Origin of the sequence: Streptosporangium amethystogenes subsp. fukuiense (assembly GCF_042665875.1) — a bacterium.
Classification (GTDB): Bacteria; Actinomycetota; Actinomycetes; order Streptosporangiales; family Streptosporangiaceae; genus Streptosporangium; species Streptosporangium fukuiense.
Genome location: NZ_JBHTEE010000001.1, coordinates 6,601,511 through 6,627,578, shown reverse-complemented (window position 1 = coordinate 6,627,578; position 26,068 = coordinate 6,601,511). Strand labels below are relative to the sequence as shown.

The window sequence follows — 26,068 nt, the reverse complement described above, 5'->3', positions numbered from 1 at the left end:
GGCGATCGTGGGGCAGGCCGTATCGGCTGATGATCGGCGGGAGCCTGGCGGGGCCTCCGTCTGGACGCGGAGCTTCCTGCTCTTCTTCACCGCCAGATCGATCTCCATGCTCGGCGCGTCGATGGTCCCGTTCGCGACGGCGGTGGGGGTGGGCGGGCTCGGTTACGGTCCCACCGGGGTGGGGCTGGCGCTGGCCGCCTGGATGGCGCCCTTCGCGGTGCTGATCCTGTTCGGCGGGGTGTTCGCCGACAGGTTCACGCCGCGCCGCATGATGATCGGCGCCGACACGGTCCGGATGGTGACCCAGGGGATCAGCGCGGCGCTCTTCATCTCCGGCAGGCCGGACCTCTGGCAGATCCTCGTCATCTCCGCGATCAACGGTGTCGCCGCCGCGATGTACCAGCCGGGGGTCTCCAGTACGGTCCCGCGGGTGGCGAGGGACGTGCAGAGGGCCAACGCCACCCTGCGCGTCTCCGAGTCGATCATGATGTTGGCCGGACCGGGGGTCGCCGGTGCCATCGTCGGCTTCCGGGGGGTCGGCGTCGTCTTCGCGATCGAGGCCGTGGGGTTCGCCGTCAGCGCGGTCTGCCTGCTCCTCCTGCGCCTGCCCGCGGTCGCCCTCCCGACCGTGGCGCGGTCGATCTGGCGCGACCTGCGCGGCGGCTGGCGGGAGTTCCGGTCCAGGACCTGGATGTGGTCGGTGATCCTGGTCTGGGCGGTCTTCGGCGTCACCCTGTTCGGCCCGATGCTCCCGCTCGGTTCGGTGCTGATCACCGAGCGGTTCGGCGAGACCGCCTACGGCCTGGTCATGTCCGCCTCGGGCGCGGGCACGGTCGTCGGTGGCCTGATCGCCATGCGGGTCCGCCCGGGGCGGCCGTTGATGGCGGGTGCGATCGGTCTGTTCGGCTTCGCCCTGGAGCCGCTCTCCATCGCTCTGGCGTCGCCGCCGGGGATCCTCATGGCCGCGCATGTGATCGGCGGCGCGGGATGGGCGTTCTGGTCGGTCATGTGGGCCACCAGCGTCCAGACCCAGGTGCCCGCGGAGGCGCTCAACCGGGTCACCGCCTACGAGGTCGCCGGCTCGACCCTCTTCATTCCGATCGGACAGGTGCTCGCCGGTCCGGTGGCCGGGGTGACGGGTGCGCCGCAGTTGCTGACCGTGTCCTCGATCGTGGCGGTCGCCGGGTGCGTCTCGCTTCTCCTGGTTCCCGCTGTCCGGGGACTGCGCCGGGTGCATCCCACCTGACCACGCCGTCCCCGCCTCCGGCCAGGTGGGAGGGTGCTCGGGGCGGTGTTCCGGGCAGCGGTGTCGTGTCCCGGCCTCCGGGACTGTTAATAGCAATAAATTAGGATATTTCGCTCAGATGAAAACCGTCCCGTCCTCCAAGACGCGTGCGTAAACCGCATTCCGTACACGTGCGGTAACGTCGAGCCGGGAGTAGGAAGATCGGGCCGTGGCGCGCGGCGTCGCGACCAGACAGGGAGTGCGCATGAGCCGGTCCGTGCGGGTTGTCTGGGACGATGCGCTCATCTCCTACGATTTCGGCCCGGAGCACCCGCTCGCGCCCGTGCGGGTCGAGCTGACCATGGCGCTGGCCAGGGAACTGGGCGTGCTGGACCTGGTGGAGATGAGCGGATGCGCGCCCGCCACCGACGACGAGCTGGCACTCGTTCACAAGCGTGACTACATCGAGGCCGTCAAACGGGTCTCGGCCACCGGGCGACGCGACCTGGCCTGCGGGCTCGGCACCGTGGACAATCCCGCCTTCGTCGGGGTCCACGAGGCGTCCGCGCTGATCACCGGGGCCAGCCTGGCCGCGGCCCGCGCGGTGTGGACCGGCGAGGTCGAGCACGCGGTCAACGTCGCGGGTGGCCTGCACCACGCGATGCCCGCCCTGGCGAGTGGGTTCTGCGTCTACAACGACCCGGGTGTGGCGATCGCGTGGCTGCTGGCCCAGGGCGCGTCCAGGGTCGCCTACGTGGACGTGGACGTGCACCACGGCGACGGCGTGCAGGCGATGTTCTACGACGATCCCAGGGTTCTCACCATCAGCCTGCACGAGAGCCCTCGCACGCTCTTCCCAGGCACGGGCTTCCCCAATGAGAGCGGCGCGGAGGGCACCGCGGTCAACGTGGCGCTACCCGCCGGATGCGGCGACGGCGACTGGCTTCGGGCCTTCCACGCGGTGGTCCCGCCGCTGCTGCGGGAGTTCGCCCCCGAGATCCTGGTCACCCAGCACGGCTGCGACAGTCACGCCCTCGACCCGCTGGCCAACCTGATGCTCAGCCTGGACGGCCAGCGCGCGGCGTACGCGGCGCTGCACGAACTGGCCCACGAGACCGCGGGCGGGCGATGGGTCGTGACCGGTGGCGGAGGGTACGAGCTGGTGCAGGTCGTACCCCGGGCGTGGACCCATCTGATCGCGGAGGTGGCGGGCCACCCGCTCGACCCGAGGACCGCCACTCCCGAGGCATGGCGCACGTTCGTCAAGGAACGGACCAACCAGTCGGCACCCCTGACGCTGACCGATGGTCGGAATCCGGAATTTCGTGATTTCTCCGCAGGTTATGACCCAGCAGATCCGGTCGATCGGGCCATCATGGCGACAAGGAAAGCCGTCTTCCCCTTCCACGGCCTGGACCCCCTCCCGTAAGCACGAGGCCGTTGGCGACCCCCCGAGGGTGCGCCGACGAATGGATCCGAAGGCCACAAGGGACGAGACAAGTGATCCGCCTTGAGGGACTACCCGTGAGGCCGCGCCGGGGACTGGACTGAGGAACGAAGGAGCGAAGCGGATGAGTGACGAGGGAAGGAGCCGGGTAAGAGCGGCCGAGCCGCGACGCGAAGCGTCGCCGATGACTCGTGCCGAGCTTCGTGAGCACCTGGTCCGGACTCGGATCGCCGGTGATGTGGCGACCAGCCGGGAGAACAACCTGGACCACTACCGGTCGCTGGCCAACCGTGACCCGCACTACATGTTCGGGCTGACCGTGGACGGCGCCTGGTCCTATCGGGACGTGCTGGAGTTGATGGCCAAGTCCGCCGGGGTGGTGGCCGATCCGCTGCACCGGGAGGGCCAGGACACCATCGACCCCGACCGTACGATCGAGGCGGTCGAGAAGATGGGCGACGCGATCGCGGGAGTGCTCGGCAGGGAGAATCCGAGGATCCTGATCGCCACCGGGCACCCCACCGGCCTGCTCACCGTTCACCTGGCCCTGGCCCGGATGCTCAGGGCGCGCGGGGCGACCCTGATGAGCCCGGCCGAGGGTTGGTCGTACTGGGGCAGCGGGTTCGGCCGCAGGCGCAAGGTCCGTTATCTGGACGACGTCGCGATGCTCGACGACAAGGGCGCCTTCGTGCACACCCACGACCCCGCCCCGATGCGGGCCATGATCGCCGAGCTTGGCGCGGACCGTCCCGATCTGGTGATCGCCGACCACGGCTGGGCCGGAGCGGCGGGCGAGGCGGGCATCCTCACCGTCGGATTCGCCGACAGCAACGACCCCGCGCTCTTCGTCGGGGAGGCCGAGGGCAAGATCGCGGTGACCGTCCCGCTCGATGACAACGTGCTACCGAGGTATTACGAGCCGCTGACACACCACCTGGTCGAGAGGGTCGCGCGAGCCCTCTGAGACGGGGGATGCGCAAATCGGGCCGTCCCTATACAGGTATTTCGCGCCTGCATTCCATGGAGCTCGCCGACCGTTTGCCAACTTTTTGATGATTGTGGGCGACTCTAATAGGAGACAGTTGGTCCGTTCCAAGATCGAAGATAGGGGCACGGTCCGGCTGCTGGCCAGCGATTTTGTCGGTTTCACTGACGTGAGGCTCAGAGGGCTGAGAAAATAGGGGGTTTGCGTGCCCGGCCTCTCGACTTACGCTGACGGCAGTACACGTGCGTGAGCAATGGCACCAGTGGGGATAACCCGGATACACGTGCGGAAGAGGCGTCCGATGGGTGCAGGCGAAAGACCTCTCAGCGAGGTGAAGTTCCTGACGGTGGCAGAAGTGGCCACTGTCATGAGGGTGTCCAAGATGACTGTGTACCGACTCGTGCATTCGGGCGAGCTGCCGGCCATCCGGGTCGGTCGATCCTTCCGGGTGCCTGAGCAGGCGGTGCACGATTATCTCAGGGATGCCTACATCGAGGCAGGTTGAGACAGGGGGCTCGGCGCGCCGAGCCGAACGGCCGGTGGAGGCATCCGGCCGTGAGGTGGGCGAGGCGCGCTGACGGCTCGTGACTCTGTCCCTTCCGGTCGTGTCGGAGCACGATTTCCGGTGCGACCTGTGTGTGACAGGTCTCCGTCTCGTCGGGGTAGCGACGTGTGCGCCACGTCGTGAGTTGATGTGCCCGGGGTCCCCCCAGGGGCGATCCACCGTGGATCGCCGGTAGTCTGTTGTGCCGGTGTGCTATCGCACGCCGGTTTGACATTCTCGGCTACCAGCTACCTGGGGGTCCCGTGGGCTCTGTGATCAAGAAGCGCCGTAAGCGCATGGCGAAGAAGAAGCACCGCAAGCTTCTGAAGAAGACCCGCATCCAGCGGCGTAACAAGAAGTAACAGCGCGGATCTGCGAGGCGCCGATGACCCACACCGTGCTTGTCACCGGGGTCTCGCGCCACATCGGCGCCCGAGTGGCGAGCGTTCTCGCGGATGACCCGGACATCGACCGGGTCATCGGAGTGGATACGGTGCCGCCGCCCTCGCTCTCACGTGATGGCGGCGTACCTCTCGGCCGGACGGAGTTCGTCCGCGTCGATCTGCGCAGCCCCGACATCGCGCAGGTGATCGCGGCCGCCGACATCGACACCGTCGTTCACATGAGCCTGGTGAGCGCTCCTCCCCGGAGCGGTGGCCGGGCACTCATGAAGGAGCACAACGTCATCGGCACCATGCAGTTGCTCGGTGCCTGTCAGCGGTCCGCGACGGTCCGCCGTGTCGTCGTGCGCTCCACCACCGCCGTCTACGGTTCCTCCCCGCACGACCCCGCCGTCTTCACCGAGAACGCCGATCCGGCCGAGCCGCCGAGCCACGGCTATGCCAAGGACGCCTCCGAGGTGGAGGGCTATGTCCGGGGCTTCGCCAGGCGGCGCCGCGACGTGGTCGTGTCGACGCTCAGGTTCGCCAACTTCATGGGTCCCGGCGTCGACTCCCCACTGACGCGCTACTTCACCCAGCCCGTCCTGCCGACCGTGCTCGGGTTCGACCCCCGGTTACAGTTCGTTCACGAGGACGACGCGGTCGAGGTGCTGCGGCGGATGGCGATGGACGACCACCCCGGCACGTTCAACGTGGCCGGGGACGGTGTGCTGCTCCTGTCGCAGTGCGCGCGCCGGGTGGGCCTGCTCTCGCTCCCGATGCCCTCTCCCGTCTTCGGTCTCATCGGCGACCTCGCCCGAGGCGCGGGACTGGTCGACTTCTCTCCCGAGCAACTCCGTCTGATGTGTCACGGCCGTGTGGTCGACACCACCCTGCTGTCCGAGGCTCTCGGCTGGAAGCCGAAGTTCTCCACCGCCACCGCCTTCGCGGATTTCGTCCGCGCGCGCGAGCCGGCCGGTGGCCTTCCGGCCGCCATGATGGACATGCTGTCCCGGGCGGTGACGGAGTGACCGAGACGGCGGGGGAGGGCGGGGAGGCCGAGGTGATCCCCATCACCCGCGCCCGCACCTTTGGCGAGCCCGTCTCCTCAGAGACGCCGGACGAGTCTTTCCCCGGGCCGCCGGCGGGCGGAGGCGACGATCAGAGGCTGGCCGAACTGCTCGCCTTCCTGCGGCGCCGGGTGACCGGAGAGTACGAGGTCGACGAGTTCGGCTTCGATCCCGAGCTCACCGACAGGGTGCTGCTGGAGCTGGTCCGTCCGCTGTACCGCCACTGGTTCCGCACCGAGACCGTCGGTCTGCGCAATGTGCCCGACGACTCCGGCGCCCTGGTCGTGGCCAATCATTCGGGCACCCTCCCGCTTGACGGGCTCATGTTGCAGGTGGCCCTGCACGACGAACATCCCGCGCGCCGCGCGCTCCGCCTGCTGGGGGCCGACCTGGTCTACCGGCTCCCGGTGCTCGGCCACCTGTCCCGCAAGACCGGCCACACCCTCGCCTGCCGCGAGGACGCCGACCGGCTGCTCCGCAAGGGTGAACTCGTCGGTGTCTTTCCCGAGGGGTTCAAGGGGGTCGGCAAGCCGTTCTCCGATCGCTACCGGTTGCAGCGCTTCGGGCGGGGCGGTTTCGTCGCCTCCGCCATCCGCGCGGGCGTGCCGATCGTTCCCTGCGCCATCGTGGGCGCCGAGGAGATCTATCCCAAGATCGGTGACCTGCGTTTCCTGGCCAGGGCGTTCGGTCTTCCCTACCTGCCGGTCACGCCGCTGTTCCCCTGGTTCGGGCTCCTCGGGCTGGTCCCGCTCCCCTCCAAGTGGATGATCAGCTTCGGTGAGCCGATTCGTACCGACGAGTTCGACCCGGCCGACGCCGATGATCCGATGCTGGTCTTCAACCTCACGGACCAGGTCAGGGAGACCATCCAGCAGCAGCTGGACGAGCTCCGGCTCCACCGCGGACACGCGTTCCCGCCCTTCTTCTGAGGCTCTCCGGCATCTCGCCGATCCGTATGGAGACCTGTCGTGCCAGCGCGCGCCCGGCGGACAGACGGGGGCGGTTTTTATTAGTCACGACGTCTAACAACGGGTGCTTTCTGTCGGTATGGTGTGCTCAACATCGGTCTTCCGGATCAAGGGAGTGATCATGGGCGCAGGCCGGAGCGCGACAGGGGCCGCCATCGCCGGACTGGCCGTGGGGGCGGCGCTGGGAGTCGCCGCGCGGCGGCGCAGGGCGTACGCGGGCACGGCGCTCGGCGGGCACCGCGGTCGGCCGGTCACCGTCACCACCGGCGACGGCGTGCGGCTCGCGGTCGACATCGAGGAGGCCGGGGCGCCCGAGCCGGCCGTGATCTTCATACACGGCTGGGTGATGAACAGGCACTGCTGGCACTTCCAGCGCGAGGCGCTCGCCGGCAGGGCCACCCTGGTCTTCTACGACCAGCGCGGGCACGGCGCCTCCTCGGCAGGTGCCCTCGACGCCTGCACCGTCGACCAGCTCGGTGACGACCTCGCCGCGGTGATCGAGGCCACCGTGCCCGAGGGGTCGCCGGTGGTCCTCGTAGGCCACTCCATGGGCGGTATGACGGTCATGGCGTTCGCCGGGCGGCATCCGGAGACGTTCGCCGCCAGGGTGGCGGGAGTGGCTCTGCTGAGCACGTCGTCCGGGCAGCTGAACGGCAGCACGTTCGGGCTCCCCGGGCCGATCGGGCGGCTCGCCCCGCGCGTCACGCCCCTCATGTTCGAACACATGCTGGCCAGAGGGGCGCTCATCGACCGCAGCATGGCCCTCAAATCTCGCACCAACCTGCCGGTGACCCGGTACGTCGCCTTCGGGCCCCGCGCCCCGCGCGAGCATGTGCGCTTCGTCAGCGACATGGCCTCGGCCACCCCGACGGAGATCATGGTCGGTTTCTTCCGTGACTTCCTCATCCACGACAAACTGGCCGCGCTGGCCGCGTTCGGCGGGGTTGAGACGCTTGTCATGGTCGGGGACCATGACCGTCTCACTCCACCGGCGCACAGCAGGCGCATCGCCGAGGCTCTGCCGGGCGCCAGACTGGTCGTGTTCCCCGAGGCCGGCCACATGATCGGCCTGGAACGCCCGGAGGCCGTCAACCGGGAACTGTCCGCACTGCTGGACCGGGTCACGGCCGCCGGTACGACAGGCTGACCGGAGCCGCACCAGGCCGTCCGGCGGGCGCCGGAGCGGTGGGGTGGGTCAGCCGCCGGAACGGTAGTGGCGGCGCAGGGCGATGGCGGCGGCGATGCTCCCCGCGAGGGCCCCGGCGCCCGCCGCGATGGGCAGGCCGATCAAGGTCGCCTTACGCCCCGTGCGGAAGTCCTTTATCTCCCAGCCGTTCTCCCTGGCGAAGTCGCGCAACTCGGCGTCGGGGTTGATCGCGGTGGCGTGGCCGACCAGGGAGAGCAGCGGCAGATCGTTCGCCGAGTCGCTGTAGGCGGAGCAGCGGGTCAGGTCGAGCCCCTCCCTGCGGGCCAGAGCCCTGACGGCCTCCGCCTTGGCCGGGCCGTGGAGCAGGTCGCCGACCAGGCGGCCGGTGTAGACGCCGTTCTCGGTCTCGGCGACCGTGCCGAGGGCACCGGTCAGGCCGAGGCGCTGGGCGATCACGCGGGCCAGCTCCACCGGGGTCGCGGTGACCAGCCAGACTCGCTGGCCGGCGTCGAGGTGTGCCTGCGCGATGGCGCGGGTGCCCGCCCAGATGCGGTCGGCCATCACCTCGTCGTAGATCTCCTCACCGAGCCGGATGATCTCCTCGACCTTGCTGCCCGCCACGAACGCCAGCGCGGTCTCCCTGGCCTCTGCGATGTGGACCGGGTTCTCGTCGCCGCGGACCCGGAAGACCGCCTGGCCGAGCGCGAACCTGATCAGGTCCTTGCTGGTGAACAGGCCCCGGGAGGCGAGGCCCCGGGCGAAGTGGTAGATGGACGCGCCGCGCATCATGGTGTTGTCGACGTCGAAGAAGGCGGCGGCCACCGGGTCGGGTTCGGCCATCGGCATCGCCACGGCGGCCGCGGCCGCGACCTCCCCGGCCGCCTGCTCCCCGACCGTCGCCGTTTCGCCCCGTCGTCGTAGTAGCCGCCTCATAGCACCTCAGCTTAACCGGGACACGGGAGGAGATCGGTGTTAGTCAAATGCGACGTCTCGGTGTCATACGACATGGCGCGACCCGGACGGAACAGGCTAATCGGGTGGAGCCAGGCCGTCGATGTAGTTGAGGTAGACGTGGGCCTTGAGCTGATCCTCGGCGTCCATCTTGGGGATCATTCCGCTGATCTGGGTGCGCTGTTTCTGGACGAAGCGCCTGAGCTCCCTGGCGTTCGCGGCGTCACGGCGCCGGACCTGCCGCAGAGAGGTCACCGCGGAGCGGGTGGTGTCCTCCATCGCCTGGAGGGTCTCCCCGATCATGTCCTCGTGCTCGCCGGAGCCCAGGAGTTCCTCGACCTCGCGGGCGCGGGTCTCCGCGTAGCCGAAGGAGCGGTCGGCCCGCTCGGCCTCGTCGGTGCTCAGGTGGAACAGCGTCCTCTCGGCGGCGCGCTTGAGCGGGTAGAAGGTGTCACCGGGCATCGACCGGTAGGTCCATATACCGGAGGCGACCATCGCGGCCACCAGGGCGACGCTCAGCAGTTGCGTGAACAGCCCGGTACGAGGTCTGCGCCGGGAGTGGCGCGGGCCGGTCGGCGGCCGCTCCGACAGGTCCTCTCCGGGAGGGGTCTGGGTGAGCTGCTCGCGGAGCCTGGCGTGGAACTCGGGACGGGGGGTGGCCGCCATGCGGTTACCGAGGCGCGACACACGGTTTTGGATGTGAGCCTGCGATCTCCGTGAGATTCCGGGCAGCCACTTCCCCATGAACGCTCCCTGCCGCCCCCAGCTCATGATCCATCGGTGTCACTTGCCTAACGACGACTCCGCACGCCAGGTTACGCGCCGCACCGGCATCGGCATGGTGAACAATCCTCCGCTGCCCGGCCGGACGCGTGATTCTCCCCGCGGGCTCCTCCTGGTGGGGCCTCCCGGGGCGGGGTAAGGGGGGCGGAGGCGGCGTCAGCCCAGGTCCGAGGGGAGCGCGCGGGCCAGGGAGCGGATCGCGCGGAACTGCAGCGCCTTGATCGCGCCGCTCTTCTTGCCCATGATGAGCGCGGTCTCCGCCAGCGACATGCCGTGCAGGAAGCGCAGCACCACGCACTCCTGCTGCTCGGGGCCCAGGTCGCGAACGGCGCTGAGCACCCGGTCGCTGATCATCGAGATGACGACGGCGTTCTCCGGGATGTGCGGGCCGTCGAGCGGGATGTCGATCACCTCGGCCGTTGTGACCTCAAGACGGTACCTGCCGGACTTGAAGTGATCGGTGATCAGGTTCCTCGCGATGGTCACGAGCCAGGCCCCGAAATCACGCCCTTGCCACGTGAAGTCAGTGATCCGGCGGAGTGCGCGGAGAAAGGTCTCGCTCGTGAGATCCTCGGCCAGCGGGTGTGAGCCGACCCGGAAATAGACATAGCGGTAGACCAGGGTGAGGTAGCGATCATAGAGCGTGCCAAAAGCATCCGTGTCTCCGGTTTTGGCACGCAAAACGAGCCTCCGGAGTTCGTCGGAGGCGTCCTCACGCAGAGTGAGGTCATTGCTGCGGACGGGCTGGGCCATCCCGACGGTCGTGGGGAGGTGCCCGGCGAGCGGCCACGTTTCAGGCATCCGGTATCCCTGAGGGGAAGGGGGTACGGCGTGCCTGATCACTCTAGGAAACCAAGCGGTAATTCCACAATCCACTTCGAAGCGCCGTGACTGGGGGTAATCGCCAGATACGGTGTGGGGTCGGTTGTTTCGTGCCGACTCCGGTAGCCGACCGAGGGTTCGGCTACCGGTTAGGGGGTAATGTCCGGCAGCATTGGAGACACCATGGAAGTCCTCGTCGCTGTCATCGCCTTCGCCGGTGCATTGCTCGCCGTCATCGCCACCGGTGCTCTCATCAGCCGCCTTCGCAGTGAACCCAAGGGCTGGCTGATCGCCTGGAGCATCACGACGGCGTCTCTCTCCGTTTCACTCGGAGTAATCGCCATCGGCTACTTAACCGGGTTCGGGGCAGGAACATTTCGTGTTTATCAACTGACCGGATCCATGCTGGCGCCCCTGTGGCTGGCCGTCGGAGCCATCCAGTTGCTGGCCCGTAAGGGCACTGCCAGGTTCGCCTCATGGCTCCTGGGGATCGCACTCACCGTCATCGCGACGGTGATCCTGGCGGTCGACCCGGTCCTGCAGGACAAGGACTTCGCCAAGGTCCTCCCGCTGGGTGGTCACCACTGGGACCTGCCGTCGAAATACCTGCTGCTCGTCGTCCACGTGATCGTCGCGATCGTGCTGCTGGCCGGGCTGCTGCTCGCGGTCGTGCGCTGGCGCGGCGGCGACGACTACGACGCCGACAACATGCACGCGCTCCTGGTGCTCGGCCCCACCGGTCTCGCCCTGGTGGGAGCCGTCAGTTTCGCGGTGCCCGGAATGTTCACCGCGCTGCTGCTCTTCGTCACCGCCGCCGCCGTCTGGTACGCCATGCTCCGCCCGCTCGCGCCCTACGAGGACGACGACGAGGAGGCCGCGGACGACGACTGGGAGAACCGCCTCCCGACACTCCGGCCCCCCGAGTACCAGCCCCGCGACGTGCAGGTCGCCGGACGCAGGATGTCCCAGGAGGCCCCTGGCGGCCGGGCCCTGGCCGAGGAGCCCCCCCGCCGTTCCGGACTCGGCGACCTCGTCGCCGAGTACCGTGCGGGCGACCGGGACGTCGACTACGCGGCGCGCATGGGGCAGCAGCCTCCGCCGAGCGACGACAAGTTCGGCGGACCCGCCACCGGGATGTTCATGGCGGGTGAGTACGGCATGCCCTCCCCCGACCAGCCGTTCGGCGGCGACCCCGGCAGACGGGGTGGCGCCCCCGGGGGGCAGCCGCCGGTCACCGGTCAATTCGGCATGCCGTCCGGGGGGCCGGCCGGCATGCCGTCCGGGGGGCCGGCGACCGGCGAGTACGACATCCCGGCCCACGAGTTCGGCAGGCACGGGGCCTCCGGTCCCGGCAGGCAGTCCGGTCCGGGCACCGGTGAGTTCGGCCGGCCCGGGGGGCCAGGGGGGGCTGCCGGGCCCGCCACCGGTGAGTTCGGCAGGCCGGGCAGTCTCCAGCCCATGCCCGCCGACCAGGCGTTCGGCGGCGCGCCCTCCCCGGGCATGGACCAGGGGAGAGGCGGTTTTCACGGCTATGACCAGGCGTTCGGCGCCGCCCTCCCGAGCGGTGCCAGGTACCCGGACAGCCCGGGTGGCCCGGGTGGCCCGGGTGGCCCGGGTGGCCCGGGTGGCCCGGGTGGCCCGGGCGACCTGCCGGGCGGCTCAGGCCGTCCCTCGCCGAACATCTTCGGCATGCTGACCGTCTTCACCCTCCTCGACGGCACCGGCGAGAGGTTCGACCGGCTCGCCGAGGAGACCGTCGAGGCGGTACGCCGATCCGAGCCGGACACGCTCATCTACGCCTGTCACTCGGTGAAGTCGGCGCCGCTCCAGCGCATCGTCTACGAGATCTACCGTGACGAGGTCGCCTACAGCGACCATCAACGCCAGCCGCACACGGAGCGCTTCGTCACCGAACGCCAGCCGATGGTGCTCGCCACCAACGTCATCGAACTCACCATGAACGCCGCGAAGGTGATGCCGCTCCCGACGGCCTTCAGGCCGTGAACGCGGCGCGCGGACGGTGATCGTCCGCGCGCCGGGTCGGGTGGGACGTGTCAGGCGCCGAGGGCGGCGCGGAGGCGGTTCTCGTCGACGCGCCAGAAGTCGTGCTGCACGCCGTCGACGAGGGTGACCGGGATCATCTCCCAGTACCGTTCCTGATCCTCCGCTGAGGCCGTGATGTCGCGTTCCTCCCATGGGACGCCGAGTTCGGCGGCGACCCGTTCGATCACCGCCCGCGCGTCGTCGCACAGGTGGCAACCGGGCTTGCCGAGCAGGGTGATGCGATGGTCTCGGGGTGACATGACCGCCACGGTAGCCGAGTCAGGGCGCACGCCGGACTGCCCGCCGGACTGCCCGCCGGACTGCGCGGCGGGCGGTGGGCAGGCCGGTGACGGCCGCCGGGGGAGCTGCCGGAGGCGCAGGTCAGGGCCCTGATGAGGGGGTCGGACCACGAACCGGCGGAGGGGGTGGCCAAGATTGTGAACACTCACTTTGTGCACCGGTTCACAAAAGGACTAACCTGAATGACAGTGGCCTCACCTCGTCATCCGTCGCGTCCGGGCCGCGCCGGTCGCCTGTCCCCCTGGAGCTCCGGCACGTGATCCGCCGTCTGTCCCAAGCCCGCGAACGCGGCATACCCGAGGCGACCGTCGCCCGGCTGCCGCTCTATCTGCGAGCGCTGAACGGCATGGCCGAGCGTGGCCTGGCGACCGTGAGCTCGGAGGACCTGGCCGTCGCGGCCGGCGTCAACTCCGCCAAGCTTCGCAAGGACCTCTCCCACCTCGGGTCGTACGGCACCCGAGGGGTCGGCTACGACGTCGAATATCTGATCTACCAGATCTCCCGTGAGCTGGGCCTCACCCAGGACTGGGCCGTTGCCATCGTCGGAGTGGGTAACCTCGGTCGTGCGCTCGCCAACTACGGCGGGTTCGTCTCCCGAGGATTCAGGGTCGCGGCGCTGCTCGACGCGGACCCCGAAGTGGTGGGCGACCACATCGCGGGATTGAATGTGGAGCACATCGACGAGCTGGAAGCCGTGATACGACGGCGAGGAGTGTCGATCGTGGTGCTTGCGACACCGGCCCTGGCGGCTCAGCAGGTGGCCGACCGGGTCGTTGCCGCGGGGGTCACCAGCATTCTGAACTTTGCCCCCGTTGTACTTTCTGTTCCAGAAGGTGTTGACATCCGTAAGGTCGACCTATCGATTGAACTACAGATCCTTGCGTTCCACGAGCAACGTAAGACGGATCGGATGACTGGAGGGCCCGCGATGGCCGAGGAGTGGCCCGAGGCGGTGGACTTGTGAGGAAGCACCACGCACGAACTGACGGGCACCCACTCTTCAGGCACTCCCGGGCGACCACGATGAGCACGATCACTACGACGGGGGCGGACCGCGCCCTCCCGGGGAAGGCGGTGGAGGGTCGATGAGTGTTCTCGTCGTCGGCCTGAGCCACCGTACGGCCCCGGTGGCCCTGCTGGAACGGGTCTCCGTCTCCGGCGACTCGCTGGTGAAGCTGCTCCAGGACGTCCACCGGGATGCCCACGTCGTCGAGGCCATGATCGTCTCGACCTGCAACCGGGTCGAGGTCTACGTCGAGGTCGACCGGTTCCACGCCGCGGTGACGTCGATCTCCTGGCTGCTCAGCACCCATTCCGGCGTCTCCATGGACGAGCTGGCCGCCCACCTCTACGTGCACTACGAGGATCGCGCGATCGAGCACCTGTTCTCGGTCGGCTCGGGTCTTGACTCGATGGTCCTGGGTGAGGGGCAGATCCTCGGCCAGGTGCGTTCGGCGCTCAGGCTGGCCCAGCAGCAGGGCACGCTCGGCCCGACGCTCAACGAGCTCGTCCAGCAGGCACTCCGGGTGGGCAAGCGCTCGCACACCGAGACCGGCATCGACCGGGCCGGTGCCTCCCTCGTCGGGGTCGGGCTCACGCTCGCCGAGCGGGCCCTCGGCCCTCTTGAGGGGATGCGGGCCCTGGTGGTCGGCGCGGGATCGATGAGCGCCCTGTCGGCCGCGACCCTGCAGCGGGCGGGCCTCACCGACATCGTGGTGGTCAACCGGACCCACGAGCGCGCGGTACGGCTGGCGCAGACGGTCGGCGGCCGGGCCGCCGAGTTCGACGACCTGGAGAGGGAGCTGGCGAGGGCCGACCTGGTCATCTCCTGCACCGGCGCCACCGACGTGGTCATCACCGCCGACATGGTGACTCCCCACCGGATGTTCATACTGGACCTGGCCCTGCCGCACGACGTCGACCTCGCCGTACGGCGGCTGCCCGGCGTGACGCTGGTCGACCTGGAGTCCATGCAGGAGAGCGGGGCCGACGCGAGCACCGACGACGGCGGCCGGGCCGAGGCCGTCAGCTCCGTGCGCGGCATCGTCGCCGAGGAGGTCGCCGCCTACCTGTCGGCCGAGCGCGCCGCGCGCGTCACGCCGACCGTGGTGGCGCTGCGGAGCAAGGCGGCGCAGGTGGTCGAGACGGAGCTGGAGCGGTTCGCCGCGCGGCTTCCCGAACTCGACGGGCGCGTCAGGGCCGAGGTCACCCAGACCGTCAGGCGGGTGGTCGACAAGCTACTTCACGAGCCCACAGTGCGTGTCAAGCAGCTGGCGGAGTCTCCGGCGGGCGATCATTATGCGGAAGCACTCCGCGAGCTGTTCAATCTTGACCCGAAGGTGCCCGAAGCGGTGCGGCGTATCGAGACGATCGATGTCGAGCAGGGTAGGAACACCGAGCCGAGCAAGAAGGAGGCAGGCTTGTGAGCAGCATTTCTCCTCCGCTCCGGCTGGGAACGAGGCGGAGCGTCATGGCGACCACGCAGTCGGGCCTGGTCGCCGACCGCCTCACCGAGCTGACCGGAAGGGCCGTCGAGCTCGTCGGCGTCGTCACCTTCGGTGACGTGACCAAGGGCGACCTCACGCAGCTCGGCGGTACGGGCGTCTTCGTCAGCGCGCTCCGTGACGAGCTGATCGAGGGCTCGATCGACTTCGCGGTGCACTCGCTGAAGGACCTGCCCACCACGCCCGACCCGCGCGTGGTCATCGCGGCGATCCCGCCGCGCGACGACCCCAGGGACGCCCTGGTGGGCGTCGCCAAGCTGGCCGACCTGCCGTCCGGAGCGAAGATCGGCACGGGCTCCCCGCGCAGGATCGCCCAGCTCCGGATGATCCGTCCTGATCTCGACTACGTTCCCATCCGGGGCAACGCCGACACTCGGATCGGCAAGGTGACCTCGGGCGAGCTGCAGGGGGTCGTGCTCGCCGCCGCCGGGCTCGGCAGGCTGGGGCGCGAGGCCGAGATCTCCCAGATCTTCGAGGTCGAGGAGATACTCCCCGCCCCCGGTCAGGGAGCGCTGGCCGTGGAGTGCCGCTCCGACAGAGCCGACATGATCGAGCTGCTGAGCGTGCTCGACGACGCGCGCACCCGCGCCGAGGTCACCGCCGAGCGCGCGGTGCTCAACGCGCTGGAGGCGGGGTGTGCCGCCCCGCTGGGCACGTACGCGGCCGAGCACGGGCACGATCTGGTTTTGACCGCCGCTGCCGTCGCCGTCGACGGCAGGCGGGCGGTGCGCAAGTCCGCCGCCGGGAGCTCTTCTGCGCCCATGGATCTCGGTCGCGACCTCGCGGCCGAGATGATCGCCGAAGGGGCCGGCACGTTGATAGGGGAGCAAGCACATTGAGCTCCGGAAGTACCACCTTCGAGCATCCGTCCGGGTTCGTCGCCTTTGTCGGTGCAGGGCCCGGCGATGAGGGGTTGCTCACGCTACGCGGTGCCGATCTGCTCTCCAGAGCGGACATCGTCATCCTCGATCAGGAGGCGTACGGCTCGTTGCTACGTCACTGCCGCGAGGGCGTTGAGATCATCGGCGCGGCAGAGGAGGGCGCCGTCTCGCTGAAGGCCGTCAAGGCAGCCAAGGGCGGCAGCTGCGTCGTGCGGCTGTGCGCGGGCGACCCGATGTTCTTCTCCTCGATCACCGAGGAGGTCGCGGCCTGCGCCAAGGCGGAGGTGGACTTCGAGATCGTGCCCGGTGTACCCCCGGCCACGGCGGTGCTCACCTATGCCGGGATCCCGGCCGCGGTGTCGGTGCCCGAGTTCCGGGTGGTGGACGCGACCCAGATCAAGGACTGGGCCGCCTACGCCGCGGGAGCGGGCACTCTGGTGATCTACAACGGCGTCGCCGAGGCCGTTCCGATCGGCAAGGCGCTGATCGCGGCGGGCCGTCCCGACTCGACGCCGGTGGCGATCAGCAGCGCCGGAACCACGACCGAGCAGCACACCGTGGTGACCACGCTGGGCCGGATCGGGCCCGATCTCAAGCACGCCGGGATGGTCGAGCCCGCGCTGATCGTGATCGGGGAGGCCGTCGGCATGCGCGACCGGCTGTCCTGGTTCGAGACCAAGCCGCTGTTCGGCTGGCGGGTGCTGGTGCCCAGGACCAAGGAGCAGTCGGCCGGCCTGGTCGACCAACTGCGTTCGTACGGCGCGGTGCCCGAGGAGGTCCCCACGATCTCCGTCGAGCCGCCGCGCACCCCGCAGCAGATGGATCGGGCGATCAAGGGCCTGGTCACGGGACGCTACGAATGGGTGGCCTTCACCAGCGCGAACGCGGTCAAGGCGGTGCGCGAGAAGTTCGAGGAGTACGGCCTGGACGCCCGCGCGTTCGCCGGGCTCAAGGTCGCGGCCGTGGGTGAGAGCACCGCGCGGGCCCTGGTGGAGTTCGGCGTCAGGCCCGATCTGATGCCGTCCGGCGAGCAGTCTTCGGAGGGCCTGCTGGTCGAGTGGCCGCCGTACGACTCGATGCTCGACCCGATCAACCGGGTGCTGCTGCCGCGTGCCGACATCGCGACCGAGACGCTGGTGGCCGGGCTGATCGAGCTCGGCTGGGAGTGCGACGACGTGACGGCCTACCGGACCGTCCGCGCGGCGCCGCCGCCCGCCCCCACCCGCGAGGCGATCAAGGGCGGTGGGTTCGACGCGGTGCTGTTCACCTCGTCGAGCACCGTCCGCAACCTGGTCGGCATCGCGGGCAAACCGCACAACGTCACGGTCATCGCCGTGATCGGTCCGCAGACCGCCAAGACCGCGGAGGAATTCGGGCTCAGGGTCGACGTCATGGCCGACAAACCTTCGACTTCCGCTCTCGCGGCGGCGCTGGCGGAGTACGGTGCCAAGCAGCGGCAGGCCGCGGTCATGGCGGGGGACGTCCCCCGCAGGCCCTCGCAGACCCGGAGAGGGGCCCGGCGCCGCGCCAAGTAACCTTGAACAAGGCGGCTGCGCACGCGAAAAGGGCGGGTAGGCCGTGCTCGACGGTCCCGCGCGAGCGCGCCGGGCCGTGATCGGCGGCGCCCCGGCAGGCGGTGCGTCGCCACAGGTGGTGGGCGTGGCGACCGGAGTGCCGCGGCACGCGGTGCGTGATGTGCGGTGCCGGGCGGCGCGCCATGAGACAGCGGCGCGTCGCGGTGAGCGGTGGGCCGGCACACACATCGAGCTTCTCCGGCCCGCAGTCCCTCACCGGCCGGGAGGAGGGGGAGACACCATGACGGCCCAGTTCCCTGTCGCACGCCCGCGAAGGCTCCGCCGCACGGCACCGATGCGCCGGATGGTGTCCGGCACCCGGCTGCACCCGGCGGAACTGGTGCTGCCGATGTTCGTGAAGGAGGACATCGACCGGCCGAACCCGATCGGCTCGATGCCCGGGGTGTTCCAGCACACCCGCGACTCGCTGCGCAAGGCCGCCCACGAGGCGGCCGAGGCAGGGGTGGGCGGGCTGATCCTGTTCGGTATCCCCGCGGTGAAGGACGGCAGGGGGTCGGCGGCCGACGACCCGGAGGGGATCGTCCAGCGGGCCGTCGCCGATCTGGTCTCCGACGTGGGTGACACGATGGTCGTGATGACCGACACCTGCCTGGACGAGTTCACCGACCACGGCCACTGCGGCATCCTGACCGCTGAGGGGGAGGTCGACAACGACGCCACCCTGGAGCGCTACGCGGCCGCGGCGGTGGCCCAGGCGCGGGCCGGATCGCAGGTGATCGCACCGAGCGGCATGATGGACGGCCAGGTGGCGGCGATCAGGGCGGCCCTGGACGGCGACGGCTTCGAGCAGGTCCCGATCCTCGCGTACTCGGCCAAGTACGCCTCGGCGTTCTACGGCCCGTTCCGCGAGGCGGCCGAGTGCGCTCCGCAGTTCGGCGACCGCAACGCCTACCAGCAGGACGCGGCGGGACCGGTCGGGGAGGCGCTGCGCGAGGTGCGGCTGGACCTCGACGAGGGCGCCGACGCCGTCATGGTCAAGCCGGCCCTGGCCTACCTCGACATCCTGCGTCAGGTGCGCGACACCGTGGACGTGCCGGTGGCGGCGTACCAGGTCAGCGGCGAGTACGCCATGGTCGAGGCCGCCGCCGCGAACGGCTGGATCGACCGGGATCGAGTGATCATGGAGTCGCTGGTCGCGATCCGCAGGGCGGGGGCCGACATGGTCCTCACCTACTGGGCGACCGAGGTCGCCGCGAAGCTGAGATGAGATCGGCGGCACGTACCGAGAACTGGAGGTTCGTCGCTTGCTGGAGATACGTGTGCGTTAGAGTGCGATAACCGGTGCGGATGTGTCCCAGGTGGCGTAGACCCTGGGGGGTTTGACGTTCCCACTGACCAGAGTGTGGACAGGTCGTCGCATCCGGGTGGCACGCGGGATGCGCGGACGACGGAGGACACAATGGTCGGGGTACCGATGGTTCGTCGAAACAGACGACATGGCCATCCGAAGCAGATGATCAGTTCTGTGCTGGAGTACGCCGCGCTGGGCTGGGCGAGCTGTCTGGGCGCGCGGCCGCTGAGAGGCGGTTCGCGCTCCTGCTCCTGTGACCGCGTCGGTTGTCCCGACCCGGGAAGCCACCCTCTCTCGGTGGCCTGGCAGATGCAGGCCACCACCGACCCCACCCTGCTGACCAACTGGTGGCGGTACGAACCCGAGGCGAATGTGATTCTCCCCACGGGGCGGGTGTTCGACGTGTTCGACGTACCGCTCGCCGCGGGGCGCACCGCCCTCGCGAACATGGACTCCGCCGGAGCAGCCCAGGGCCCGGTCGCCGTCAACGGCGACCGGGCCCTGTTCTATGTGGCCACTCGTAACGTCTCCGACGACGAGGACGAGTGGTGGTCCTGCGCCCTCGACTTCGGCCCGTCCACCATCGACGAGATGCCCGGCCTGCGCTGGCACTGCCGCGACAGCTACGTCCTCGCCCCGCCCTCGCTCCTGCCCAGTGGCGGGCACTGCTCGTGGCTGCGTCCGCCGGACGGCCGCCCGTTGCCCGATCCGCTCCGCGTCCTGGAGTTCCTCGCCGACGTCTGCGAGTGACTCCGGTACGGAGAGGCCGACCGGTCAGGGAGAGCCCCCCAGGCCAGCCTCGCGGGCGCGGACGATCGCCTGGGCGCGGTCGGCCACCTGGAGCTTCATGAAGATGTTGGAGACGTGGTTGCGCACGGTCTTGCCGGACAGGGAGAGGATCCCGGCGATCTCGCCGTTGCCCCTGCCCTGGGCGACCAGCCCGAGCACCTCCCGTTCCCGCTCGGTGAGCTCGGGGAAGGCGGTGCGTGACGGATCGGGCATGCCGGTGAAGTAGGCCAGGACGCGGCGGGCGATCTCGGGCCCGTAGATGGCCTCGCCGGCGGCGACGGCGTTCACGGCGCGGGCGATCTCCTCGGCGCCGGCCTCCTTGAGCAGGTAGCCGCGGGCCCCGGCGCGCATCGCGGCGAACACCGAGTCGTCGTCGCGGAACATGGTCAGCACCAGCACCCCGATCCGCGGGCTGGTCCTGATGATCGTCCTGGTCGCCTCGATGCCGTTGCCGCCGGGCATCTGCAGGTCCATCACGACCACGTCGGGCTGGAGCTCGGCGGCCAGCGCCACGGCCTCCTGGCCGTCGGCGGCCTCCCCGACGACCTCGATGTCCATGACCCCCAGCAGGCCGCGAAGACCCTGCCGGAAGACCGGGTGGTCGTCCACGATCAGTACTGTGATCACTTGGCCTCCTCCACCGGCAATCTGGCGATCACCTCCGTGCCGCCGTCCGGCCTGCGACCGATCACACATGAGCCTCCCACCTCCGCCGCCCGCTCGCGCATCGAGGTCAATCCCACGCCCGCGACCGGGTTCTCGGGCAGGCCGATCCCGTCGTCGGCGATCTCCACGCGCAGCTCGCCCGGCAGGCGGCGCAGCCGGATGAGGACGGTGGTCGCGCCGGCGTGGCGGCGGGCGTTGGTGAGCGCCTCCTGGGCGATGCGGTAGGCGGCGACCTCGACGGCGGCGGGCAGGTCGTCCAGCGGGCCGTCCACGGTCACCGCGGTCTCTCCGGCCGCTGCCCGCAGCGCGCCCTCCAGGCCCAGGTCGTCCAGCGCGGGCGGGCGCAGGCCGTACACCAGCTCGCGGACCGACGCGATCGTCGCGATCATCTCCTCGCGGATCCGGACCAGCAGCTTCTCGACGGCCCGGGGGTCGGTGTCGAGCCTTCTCCGTGCCTCGTCGAGGGCGAACGTGACGCTGGTCAGCGCCGGGCCGAGCCCGTCGTGCAGCTCCCTGCCCAGCCTGCGGCGCTCCTCGTCGCGGGTGGACCGGATGCGTTCCCGGGAGCGGTGCAGGTCGGCGGTGAGCCGTACGGCGTGCGCCAGCTCGGCGAGGTGCCTGGCGAGCACCTCCATCGGCTCGCGGCCCGGCCGGACCCCCGACACCATCAGGGTTCCGACCCAGTCCGCGTGCCAGAACAGCGGCGTCTCCGTCGCTCCCGGCCGAAGCTCCCCGTCGGTGAACACACGCGTCGCGCCCCGCCCCGTGCGGACCTCGACGCCGACCCCGCCGGCTCCCACCGCCCCGCGGATCAGGGCCACAGCCTCGCCGAGGGCCGCCGCCGGGTCCTGCGCTCCCTGCCCGGTACGACCGAGCAGGCCGACGACCCGGTAGGGGTCGCGCTCGACGGCGAAGACCCGGTCCACCAACCGCTGCAGGCGTAGCCGCGCAGGGTGGAAGAGAGCGCCCACGGCCAGCGCGGAGATCAGCCCGATGCCCTGGCCCAGGTCGCTGGCCAGGGCGCCGGCCAGCCAGATCAGCCCGAAGTAGACGCCTCCGGTGACCGCGACGAGGGAGCCGTAGACCAGCGCCCGGTTGAGCACGACGTCGATGCCGTAAAGGCGGTAGCGCAGCACCGACGCGATGATCGACAGGGGCACTCCGGCCATGAAGAGGGTCTCCATGGCCATCAGCAACCAGGAGCCGGTCGCCACCCGGAGGATCCAGAAGAGCAGGAGCACCGCCAGCGCGCCGACGTACCAGGCGATCTGGCGCCGGAGCTCGGTGTCGCCCGCCCGGTAGCGGAAGATCAGCGAGAGCACGCCGAGCGCGGTGAGCGCCATCATCGGGGCGCCGATGTACGACTCCACGATCGGAGAGATCTCACGCAGCGCCTCGACGCCGAAGGGGTTCGCGATCGGGACCTGGAGCTCGAATTCCGGATCCGGGGCCAGTCCCAGGAACAGCGAGTGCCCGACCATGAGGACCAGGTTGGCGTAAAGGACCGGCCGCCAGCGCCGGGAGGGCAGCCGGCCGTCGGGAAAGAGCAGCGGCAGCAGCGAGATGAACACCGGAACGTGCCACAGCCACAGCCACAGCGCCAGCCACCCGAGGTAGGGGGTGATCCCTCCGGGGTCGGTGAGGTAGAACCAGTGGGTGGCGCTGTAGACCAGGTAGTAGACGCCGCCGACCACCCCGCTGGTCCAGAGCAGCCAGGGGACGAGCAGCCGGGGCCGACGCGTGATGAGGAACGCGCCGGCGGCAGGGAACAGGAAGACCGTCGGATCCAGGGTGATGAAGTCCTCGCGCCAGGTCGAGGCGCTCAGCTCGACCAACCGGACCGCCAGGAGGTTGCAGACCGGTGCCAGCACCGCGCCGGTCCAGACGAGAACGGCCAACGCCGCCCGCCGCCGGTTCCCCGTGGCGGCTTCGTCCGCCGGTGAGGTCATGGGGTCTTCGTTCCTGGGGAAGATCGTTCTGGCTCTGTTCCCGGGGGCGGTCACGGGGGCTGCGGTTACGGGGTCTGCGGTCGCGGGGGAGGTCATGCCGACTCCGTTGTCCGTGAATGAGGTCGTGAGGTCTTCGCCGGTGAAGGAGATCACGGTGCTTCCGTTCCGATGGGTAGCCGGGCGACGACCTCGGTGCCGCCGCCCGGACGCGGCCCGATCGTGCACGAGCCGCCCGTCTCCGCCGCCCGCTCGCGCATGGAGAGCAGGCCCACGCCACCGCGGACCTTTTCCGGCAGGCCGATCCCGTCGTCGGCGATCGAGAGTCGCAACTCGCCGCCCGCCGCCGCGGCGTTCGCCCGTACCACTTCGGCCCGTACCAGGGTGGTGGTGGCCTGGGCGTGTCGGCGGACGTTGGTGAGCGCCTCCTGGGCGATCCGGTAGGCCGCCACCTCCACCGCCGGGGGTACGTTGTTCAGCGGACCGGCCAGTGCGATGTCCACCCGCGGTCCCGGCGCGTCGGCCAGCGAGCGTAGCGAGCCGGCCAGGCCGAGGTCCTTCAGCGCCGGCGGGCGCAGACCGTACACCAGGTCCCTGACGTCGATGATCGCGGTGCCCATCTGGTCGCGCACGCGGATCAGCAGCCCCTCCACGGCCTCGGGGTCCCGTTCCAGCCGGATCCTGGCCTCGTCCACGGTCATCGCCAGGCTGGCCAGCGTCGGTCCCAGCCCGTCGTGCAGGTCGCGGCGGAGCCTGCGTCGTTCCTCCTCCCGGGTGGTGAGGATGTGCTCCCTGGACCGCCGGAGGTCCGCGGTGAGCCGTACCGCGTGTGCCAGCTCGGCCAGCTGCTGGGTCAGCGCGTTCAGCAGGTCCGGGGAGGGGGCGGGACCGCTGCTGAGCAGTCGTCCGACCGGTTCCCCGTGCCAGACCAGCGGAGTCTCGACCGGCCGTTCTCCCAGTTCGCCGTCGGTGACGGTGCTCCCGTGGACCTCGACGGCCACGCCGTCGGCGCGCAGCGCCTGGCGGACCAGCACCACGGCGGTGGCCAGCCCCTCGGCTGGGTCGACGGCCTCCTGCAGGGTGCGGCTCAGCCGGTCGGCCACCCGGTAGGGGTCGTGTTCGACGCGGAGCAGCCGGTCCACGGCACGCTGCAGGCGCAGCCGTACCGGGCGGAAGATCGCGCCCACGGTCAGTGCCGCGACGAGCCCGGCCACCGGGTCCTCGCCGCCGGACAGCGTGCCGGTCAGCCAGGTCAGGCCGGAGTAGATCCCGCCGGTGACCAGCGCCAGCGCGCCGTAGACCAGGACGCCGTTGAGCACGGCGTGGACGCCGGATGGCCGGGCAGCGGGGGGCTGTGCGGGGGGCGTCGTGACTGCCATGTGGGCAGGATCTCCCACATGATGTCCCGTTGTCCCGGGGCGAATGTCCCGTTCTGGAATGAATTTTCTGGGTCTCATGGGCCCTGTCTCCAGGGGAGAGGCGGACGTGCGGGCGGCCTTTCTGCGGGGAGCGCCGCGGGCGCTGACTACCCTGGTGGGCGTGAGCCGTACTGAGAACTCCGAGGACCTGTTCGCCCGCGCACGTGAGATCGTCCCGGGAGGTGTCAACTCCCCGGTCCGCGCCTTCGGAGCCGTCGGCGGCACGCCGCGCTTCATGGCTTCGGGTCAGGGGCCCTACATCACCGACGTGGACGGCAACCGTTACGTCGACCTGGTCTGCTCGTGGGGGCCGATGATCCTCGGTCACCGGCATCCCGCCGTGATCGAGGCCCTCCAGGAGGCGCTGCACGACGGCACCTCGTTCGGTACGGCGACGGCCGGCGAGGTCGAGCTCGCCGAGGAGATCGTCGCCCGGGTCGACCCGGTGGAGAAGATCCGCCTGGTCAGCTCCGGCACCGAGGCCACCATGTCCGCGGTACGGCTGGCGCGCGGTTTCACCGGCCGATCCAAGATCATTAAGTTCGCCGGTTGCTACCACGGCCATGTCGACGCCCTGCTCGCCTCGGCCGGTTCCGGACTGGTGACCTTCGGCCTGCCCGACACCCCCGGCGTGACCGGCGCCTCGGCCGCCGACACCGTGGTGCTGCCCTACAACTCGATCGAGGCGGTCACCGAGGCGTTCCAGGCGTTCGGCGCCGAGATCGCGTGTGTGATCACCGAGGCGTGCCCGGCCAACATGGGCGTCGTCCCGCCGCTGGACGGGTTCAACGCCAGGCTGCGGGAGCTGTGCACCGCGCACGGCGCCCTGCTGATCATCGACGAGGTGCTCACCGGCTTCCGGGTCTCGGAGGCGGGCTGGTACGGGCTCGATCCGGTCGACGCCGACCTGATGACCTTCGGCAAGGTCATGGGCGGTGGCCTGCCCGCCGCCGCGTTCGGCGGTCGCGCCGACGTGATGGCCCATCTCGCTCCCGAGGGGCCGGTCTACCAGGCGGGCACCCTGTCCGGAAACCCGCTGGCCTGCGCCGCCGGTCTGGCCACCCTGCGTGCCTGTGACGAGGGCGTCTACGACCGGGTGGACGCCGCGGCCCTGGTCATCGGCCGTGCCGCCGCCGACGCGCTGGCCGCCGCCGGGGTGCCGCACCGCCTGCAGCGTGCCGGGAGCCTGTTCTCCGTCTTCTTCACGGACGAGCGGGTGGTCGACTTCGACACCGCCCAGGGGCAGAACACCGCCGCCTATCGGGCGTTCTTCCATTCGATGCTTGATCAGGGTGTTTACCTGCCGCCGTCGGCGTACGAGGCGTGGTTCCTGTCCGCGGCCCACGACGACGAGGCGCTCTCCCGGATCGCCGAGGCCCTTCCCGCCGCGGCCAAGGCCGCGGCTTCCGTTTCCGGTTAGCGAGGGAGTCTGTCCAGGTCGATATCGATGGAGAAGGGGACCGGGACCGTCAACCTGCCGTGGTGGATGCCGGTGAGGCCGTAGGCACCGGTGGCGGGGTCGAGCTCGTAGACGTAGACGACGGGACTGCCGTTGTTGTTCTCGACCCGCCAGAAGTGTGCGATCCCGGCTTCGGCGTAACGGAACGGTTTGGTCTTGCGGTCGCGGTCCTCGGACTCAGGCGAAACCACCTCGACGATGAGGTGGACCTCGGCGGGAGTGTAGAACGTCCGCTCGTCGTCATCGGCGGCTGTCGTCTCGACGATCGAGATATCAGGACAGGGGCGCATCCGGTGTCCGAGCTTGACGTCCATCTGATCAACCACTGACAGGTTCTCTGGGGCTTGGCTGTCGAGCGCTTCGCTGAGGCGGCGGATCATTCGCTGGTGAAAGCGCTTCTGGGGGGACATGAAGACGAGAGCTCCATCGATCAGTTCGACGTGCTTGAAGAAGTCGGGTTCGCCGTTCGGCCCCTCTGCCGGGAGGTGATCGAGATCGTCGGCGGTCCATCCCCATGGGGGCGGAGACGGCCAGTAGTCAAGTGCGCTACTCACGTCGGTCACCGTAACATCGTCTCCATCACGTGGTGTGTTCATTCAGATCATCTCCGTTACCCTCAATTCATTCTCTCTCGCTTCTGCCGTCAAAGGCAGGGGGTGTGCCCCGCTCCTGTCAAGGCGGGCGTGTTTTCCCGGTGAACATGTTGTTCGGCGGGTCCCATGCTGCCCGACGGCGATACGAACGGCTGGTTTGGTGCGTGGGCCGACGCGGGTTCGGACGTGTTCGCGCTCCGGTGGGTGGGTGCTCCGGGCGGCCGTCGTTGGTGGCGGGTCTGGGGATTCGGGCCTCCGGCC

General features: G+C 69.8%; 24 protein-coding genes. 16 read left to right on the top strand and 8 right to left on the bottom strand.

Translation table 11 applies throughout. The annotated features are described in order from the left end of the window. Positions 1-7 precede the first annotated feature (7 nt). The 8 genes from ACFQVD_RS28980 (at position 8) to ACFQVD_RS28945 (ending at position 7,766) form a co-directional block, all read left to right on the top strand. Positions 8-1,246: an MFS transporter gene (locus tag ACFQVD_RS28980; protein WP_343980929.1), complete on the top strand. Its 1,239-nt coding sequence runs from the start codon at positions 8-10 to the stop codon at positions 1,244-1,246. A gap of 244 nt (positions 1,247-1,490) precedes the next feature. Continuing rightward, positions 1,491-2,654: an acetoin utilization protein AcuC gene (locus ACFQVD_RS28975; protein ID WP_343980932.1), complete on the top strand. Its 1,164-nt coding sequence runs from the start codon at positions 1,491-1,493 to the stop codon at positions 2,652-2,654. Positions 2,655-2,796: 142 nt separating this feature from the next. Next, the gene (locus ACFQVD_RS28970; RefSeq protein WP_343980934.1) at positions 2,797-3,636 is read left to right on the top strand and encodes a phosphatase; all 840 of its coding nucleotides are present in this window, start codon (positions 2,797-2,799) and stop codon (positions 3,634-3,636) included. A 322-nt stretch (positions 3,637-3,958) separates the two neighbouring features. Then, entirely contained in the window at positions 3,959-4,162 is a 204-nt protein-coding gene (locus tag ACFQVD_RS28965; RefSeq protein ID WP_012887307.1) for a helix-turn-helix domain-containing protein, read from the top strand. A gap of 302 nt (positions 4,163-4,464) precedes the next feature. After that, a complete protein-coding gene (locus tag ACFQVD_RS28960; RefSeq protein ID WP_018654693.1) occupies positions 4,465-4,563 on the top strand; it encodes a 30S ribosomal protein bS22 in 99 nt (32 codons plus the stop codon). Positions 4,564-4,586: 23 nt separating this feature from the next. Beyond that, complete coding sequence (locus ACFQVD_RS28955; protein WP_343980956.1) at positions 4,587-5,612, top strand: NAD-dependent epimerase/dehydratase family protein; 1,026 nt, start codon at positions 4,587-4,589, stop codon at positions 5,610-5,612. Beyond that, the gene (locus tag ACFQVD_RS28950) at positions 5,609-6,580 is read left to right on the top strand and encodes a lysophospholipid acyltransferase family protein (RefSeq protein ID WP_343980959.1); all 972 of its coding nucleotides are present in this window, start codon (positions 5,609-5,611) and stop codon (positions 6,578-6,580) included. The genes ACFQVD_RS28955 and ACFQVD_RS28950 overlap by 4 nt, the downstream gene beginning before the upstream one ends. 160 nt (positions 6,581-6,740) lie before the next feature. Next, positions 6,741-7,766 (top strand): alpha/beta fold hydrolase, encoded by a 1,026-nt coding sequence (locus ACFQVD_RS28945; protein WP_343980962.1) that lies wholly within the window; start codon positions 6,741-6,743, stop codon positions 7,764-7,766. Positions 7,767-7,814: 48 nt separating this feature from the next. Here the strand turns inward: ACFQVD_RS28945 and ACFQVD_RS28940 are convergent, their stop codons facing one another. From ACFQVD_RS28940 to ACFQVD_RS28930, 3 genes are all read right to left on the bottom strand, one after another. Beyond that, complete coding sequence (locus tag ACFQVD_RS28940) at positions 7,815-8,699, bottom strand: HAD family hydrolase (protein WP_343980964.1); 885 nt, start codon at positions 8,697-8,699, stop codon at positions 7,815-7,817. Positions 8,700-8,795: 96 nt separating this feature from the next. Beyond that, positions 8,796-9,383 carry a DUF5667 domain-containing protein gene (locus ACFQVD_RS28935; protein ID WP_343980967.1) on the bottom strand — a complete coding sequence of 196 codons (588 nt, stop codon included), beginning with the start codon at positions 9,381-9,383 and terminating at the stop codon, positions 8,796-8,798. A 273-nt stretch (positions 9,384-9,656) separates the two neighbouring features. Further along, positions 9,657-10,301, bottom strand: coding sequence for a sigma-70 family RNA polymerase sigma factor (locus ACFQVD_RS28930; protein ID WP_343980970.1), 645 nt, complete (start codon positions 10,299-10,301; stop codon positions 9,657-9,659). Positions 10,302-10,724: 423 nt separating this feature from the next. Here ACFQVD_RS28930 and ACFQVD_RS28925 point away from each other — a divergent pair, with 423 nt between their 5' ends. Continuing rightward, positions 10,725-12,326 (top strand): putative quinol monooxygenase, encoded by a 1,602-nt coding sequence (locus ACFQVD_RS28925; protein ID WP_386368702.1) that lies wholly within the window; start codon positions 10,725-10,727, stop codon positions 12,324-12,326. 50 nt (positions 12,327-12,376) lie between these two features. Here the strand turns inward: ACFQVD_RS28925 and ACFQVD_RS28920 are convergent, their stop codons facing one another. Beyond that, positions 12,377-12,625, bottom strand: coding sequence for a glutaredoxin family protein (locus ACFQVD_RS28920; protein ID WP_343980976.1), 249 nt, complete (start codon positions 12,623-12,625; stop codon positions 12,377-12,379). A 296-nt stretch (positions 12,626-12,921) separates the two neighbouring features. Between ACFQVD_RS28920 and ACFQVD_RS28915 the strand changes: the two genes are divergently transcribed. From ACFQVD_RS28915 to ACFQVD_RS28890, 6 genes are all read left to right on the top strand, one after another. Beyond that, complete coding sequence (locus ACFQVD_RS28915) at positions 12,922-13,629, top strand: redox-sensing transcriptional repressor Rex (protein ID WP_343980979.1); 708 nt, start codon at positions 12,922-12,924, stop codon at positions 13,627-13,629. Positions 13,630-13,750: 121 nt separating this feature from the next. Further along, positions 13,751-15,091 (top strand): glutamyl-tRNA reductase, encoded by a 1,341-nt coding sequence (locus tag ACFQVD_RS28910; RefSeq protein WP_343980983.1) that lies wholly within the window; start codon positions 13,751-13,753, stop codon positions 15,089-15,091. 5 nt (positions 15,092-15,096) lie between these two features. Next, the gene (gene hemC / locus ACFQVD_RS28905) at positions 15,097-16,008 is read left to right on the top strand and encodes a hydroxymethylbilane synthase (RefSeq protein ID WP_386274388.1); all 912 of its coding nucleotides are present in this window, start codon (positions 15,097-15,099) and stop codon (positions 16,006-16,008) included. Then, positions 16,005-17,585, top strand: coding sequence for a bifunctional uroporphyrinogen-III C-methyltransferase/uroporphyrinogen-III synthase (locus ACFQVD_RS28900; RefSeq protein WP_343980989.1), 1,581 nt, complete (start codon positions 16,005-16,007; stop codon positions 17,583-17,585). The genes hemC and ACFQVD_RS28900 overlap by 4 nt, the downstream gene beginning before the upstream one ends. 280 nt (positions 17,586-17,865) lie before the next feature. Then, positions 17,866-18,852 (top strand): porphobilinogen synthase, encoded by a 987-nt coding sequence (gene hemB / locus ACFQVD_RS28895; protein ID WP_343980993.1) that lies wholly within the window; start codon positions 17,866-17,868, stop codon positions 18,850-18,852. 192 nt (positions 18,853-19,044) lie between these two features. After that, positions 19,045-19,686 (top strand): bifunctional DNA primase/polymerase, encoded by a 642-nt coding sequence (locus ACFQVD_RS28890; RefSeq protein ID WP_343980997.1) that lies wholly within the window; start codon positions 19,045-19,047, stop codon positions 19,684-19,686. A gap of 24 nt (positions 19,687-19,710) precedes the next feature. Here the strand turns inward: ACFQVD_RS28890 and ACFQVD_RS28885 are convergent, their stop codons facing one another. The 3 genes from ACFQVD_RS28885 to ACFQVD_RS28875 all read right to left on the bottom strand — a co-directional run bounded on the left by ACFQVD_RS28885 (position 19,711) and on the right by ACFQVD_RS28875 (position 23,716). Beyond that, a complete protein-coding gene (locus ACFQVD_RS28885; protein ID WP_343981000.1) occupies positions 19,711-20,352 on the bottom strand; it encodes a response regulator transcription factor in 642 nt (213 codons plus the stop codon). Next, entirely contained in the window at positions 20,349-22,340 is a 1,992-nt protein-coding gene (locus tag ACFQVD_RS28880) for a sensor histidine kinase (protein WP_343981003.1), read from the bottom strand. The genes ACFQVD_RS28885 and ACFQVD_RS28880 overlap by 4 nt, the downstream gene beginning before the upstream one ends. Positions 22,341-22,489: 149 nt before the next feature. Beyond that, on the bottom strand, positions 22,490-23,716 hold the full coding sequence (locus ACFQVD_RS28875; protein WP_343981006.1) for a sensor histidine kinase: 1,227 nt from the start codon (positions 23,714-23,716) through the stop codon (positions 22,490-22,492). Positions 23,717-23,876: 160 nt separating this feature from the next. On the opposite strand from ACFQVD_RS28875, the gene hemL reads away from it, so the two are divergent. Beyond that, positions 23,877-25,175 (top strand): glutamate-1-semialdehyde 2,1-aminomutase, encoded by a 1,299-nt coding sequence (gene hemL, locus ACFQVD_RS28870; protein WP_343981009.1) that lies wholly within the window; start codon positions 23,877-23,879, stop codon positions 25,173-25,175. Here hemL and ACFQVD_RS28865 read toward each other — a convergent pair. Then, positions 25,172-25,777, bottom strand: a complete 606-nt coding sequence (locus ACFQVD_RS28865; protein ID WP_386272558.1) for a Uma2 family endonuclease — start codon at positions 25,775-25,777, stop codon at positions 25,172-25,174. The genes hemL and ACFQVD_RS28865 overlap by 4 nt on opposite strands. Positions 25,778-26,068 lie beyond the last annotated feature (291 nt).

Bases quoted from the DNA above. Each gene is read 5' to 3' on its own strand.
- ACFQVD_RS28975 (WP_343980932.1), top strand. From the start codon at position 1,491: ATGAGCCGGTCCGTGCGGGTTGTCTGGGACGATGCGCTCATCTCCTAC.
- ACFQVD_RS28970 (WP_343980934.1), top strand. From the start codon at position 2,797: ATGAGTGACGAGGGAAGGAGCCGGGTAAGAGCGGCCGAGCCGCGACGC.
- ACFQVD_RS28965 (WP_012887307.1), top strand. From the start codon at position 3,959: ATGGGTGCAGGCGAAAGACCTCTCAGCGAGGTGAAGTTCCTGACGGTG.
- ACFQVD_RS28955 (WP_343980956.1), top strand. From the start codon at position 4,587: ATGACCCACACCGTGCTTGTCACCGGGGTCTCGCGCCACATCGGCGCC.
- ACFQVD_RS28945 (WP_343980962.1), top strand. From the start codon at position 6,741: ATGGGCGCAGGCCGGAGCGCGACAGGGGCCGCCATCGCCGGACTGGCC.
- ACFQVD_RS28940 (WP_343980964.1), bottom strand. From the start codon at position 8,699: ATGAGGCGGCTACTACGACGACGGGGCGAAACGGCGACGGTCGGGGAG.
- ACFQVD_RS28935 (WP_343980967.1), bottom strand. From the start codon at position 9,383: ATGGCGGCCACCCCCCGTCCCGAGTTCCACGCCAGGCTCCGCGAGCAG.
- ACFQVD_RS28930 (WP_343980970.1), bottom strand. From the start codon at position 10,301: ATGCCTGAAACGTGGCCGCTCGCCGGGCACCTCCCCACGACCGTCGGG.
- ACFQVD_RS28925 (WP_386368702.1), top strand. From the start codon at position 10,725: ATGCTGGCGCCCCTGTGGCTGGCCGTCGGAGCCATCCAGTTGCTGGCC.
- ACFQVD_RS28920 (WP_343980976.1), bottom strand. From the start codon at position 12,625: ATGTCACCCCGAGACCATCGCATCACCCTGCTCGGCAAGCCCGGTTGC.
- ACFQVD_RS28910 (WP_343980983.1), top strand. From the start codon at position 13,751: ATGAGTGTTCTCGTCGTCGGCCTGAGCCACCGTACGGCCCCGGTGGCC.
- hemB (WP_343980993.1), top strand. From the start codon at position 17,866: ATGACGGCCCAGTTCCCTGTCGCACGCCCGCGAAGGCTCCGCCGCACG.
- ACFQVD_RS28890 (WP_343980997.1), top strand. From the start codon at position 19,045: ATGGTCGGGGTACCGATGGTTCGTCGAAACAGACGACATGGCCATCCG.
- ACFQVD_RS28880 (WP_343981003.1), bottom strand. From the start codon at position 22,340: ATGACCTCACCGGCGGACGAAGCCGCCACGGGGAACCGGCGGCGGGCG.
- ACFQVD_RS28875 (WP_343981006.1), bottom strand. From the start codon at position 23,716: ATGGCAGTCACGACGCCCCCCGCACAGCCCCCCGCTGCCCGGCCATCC.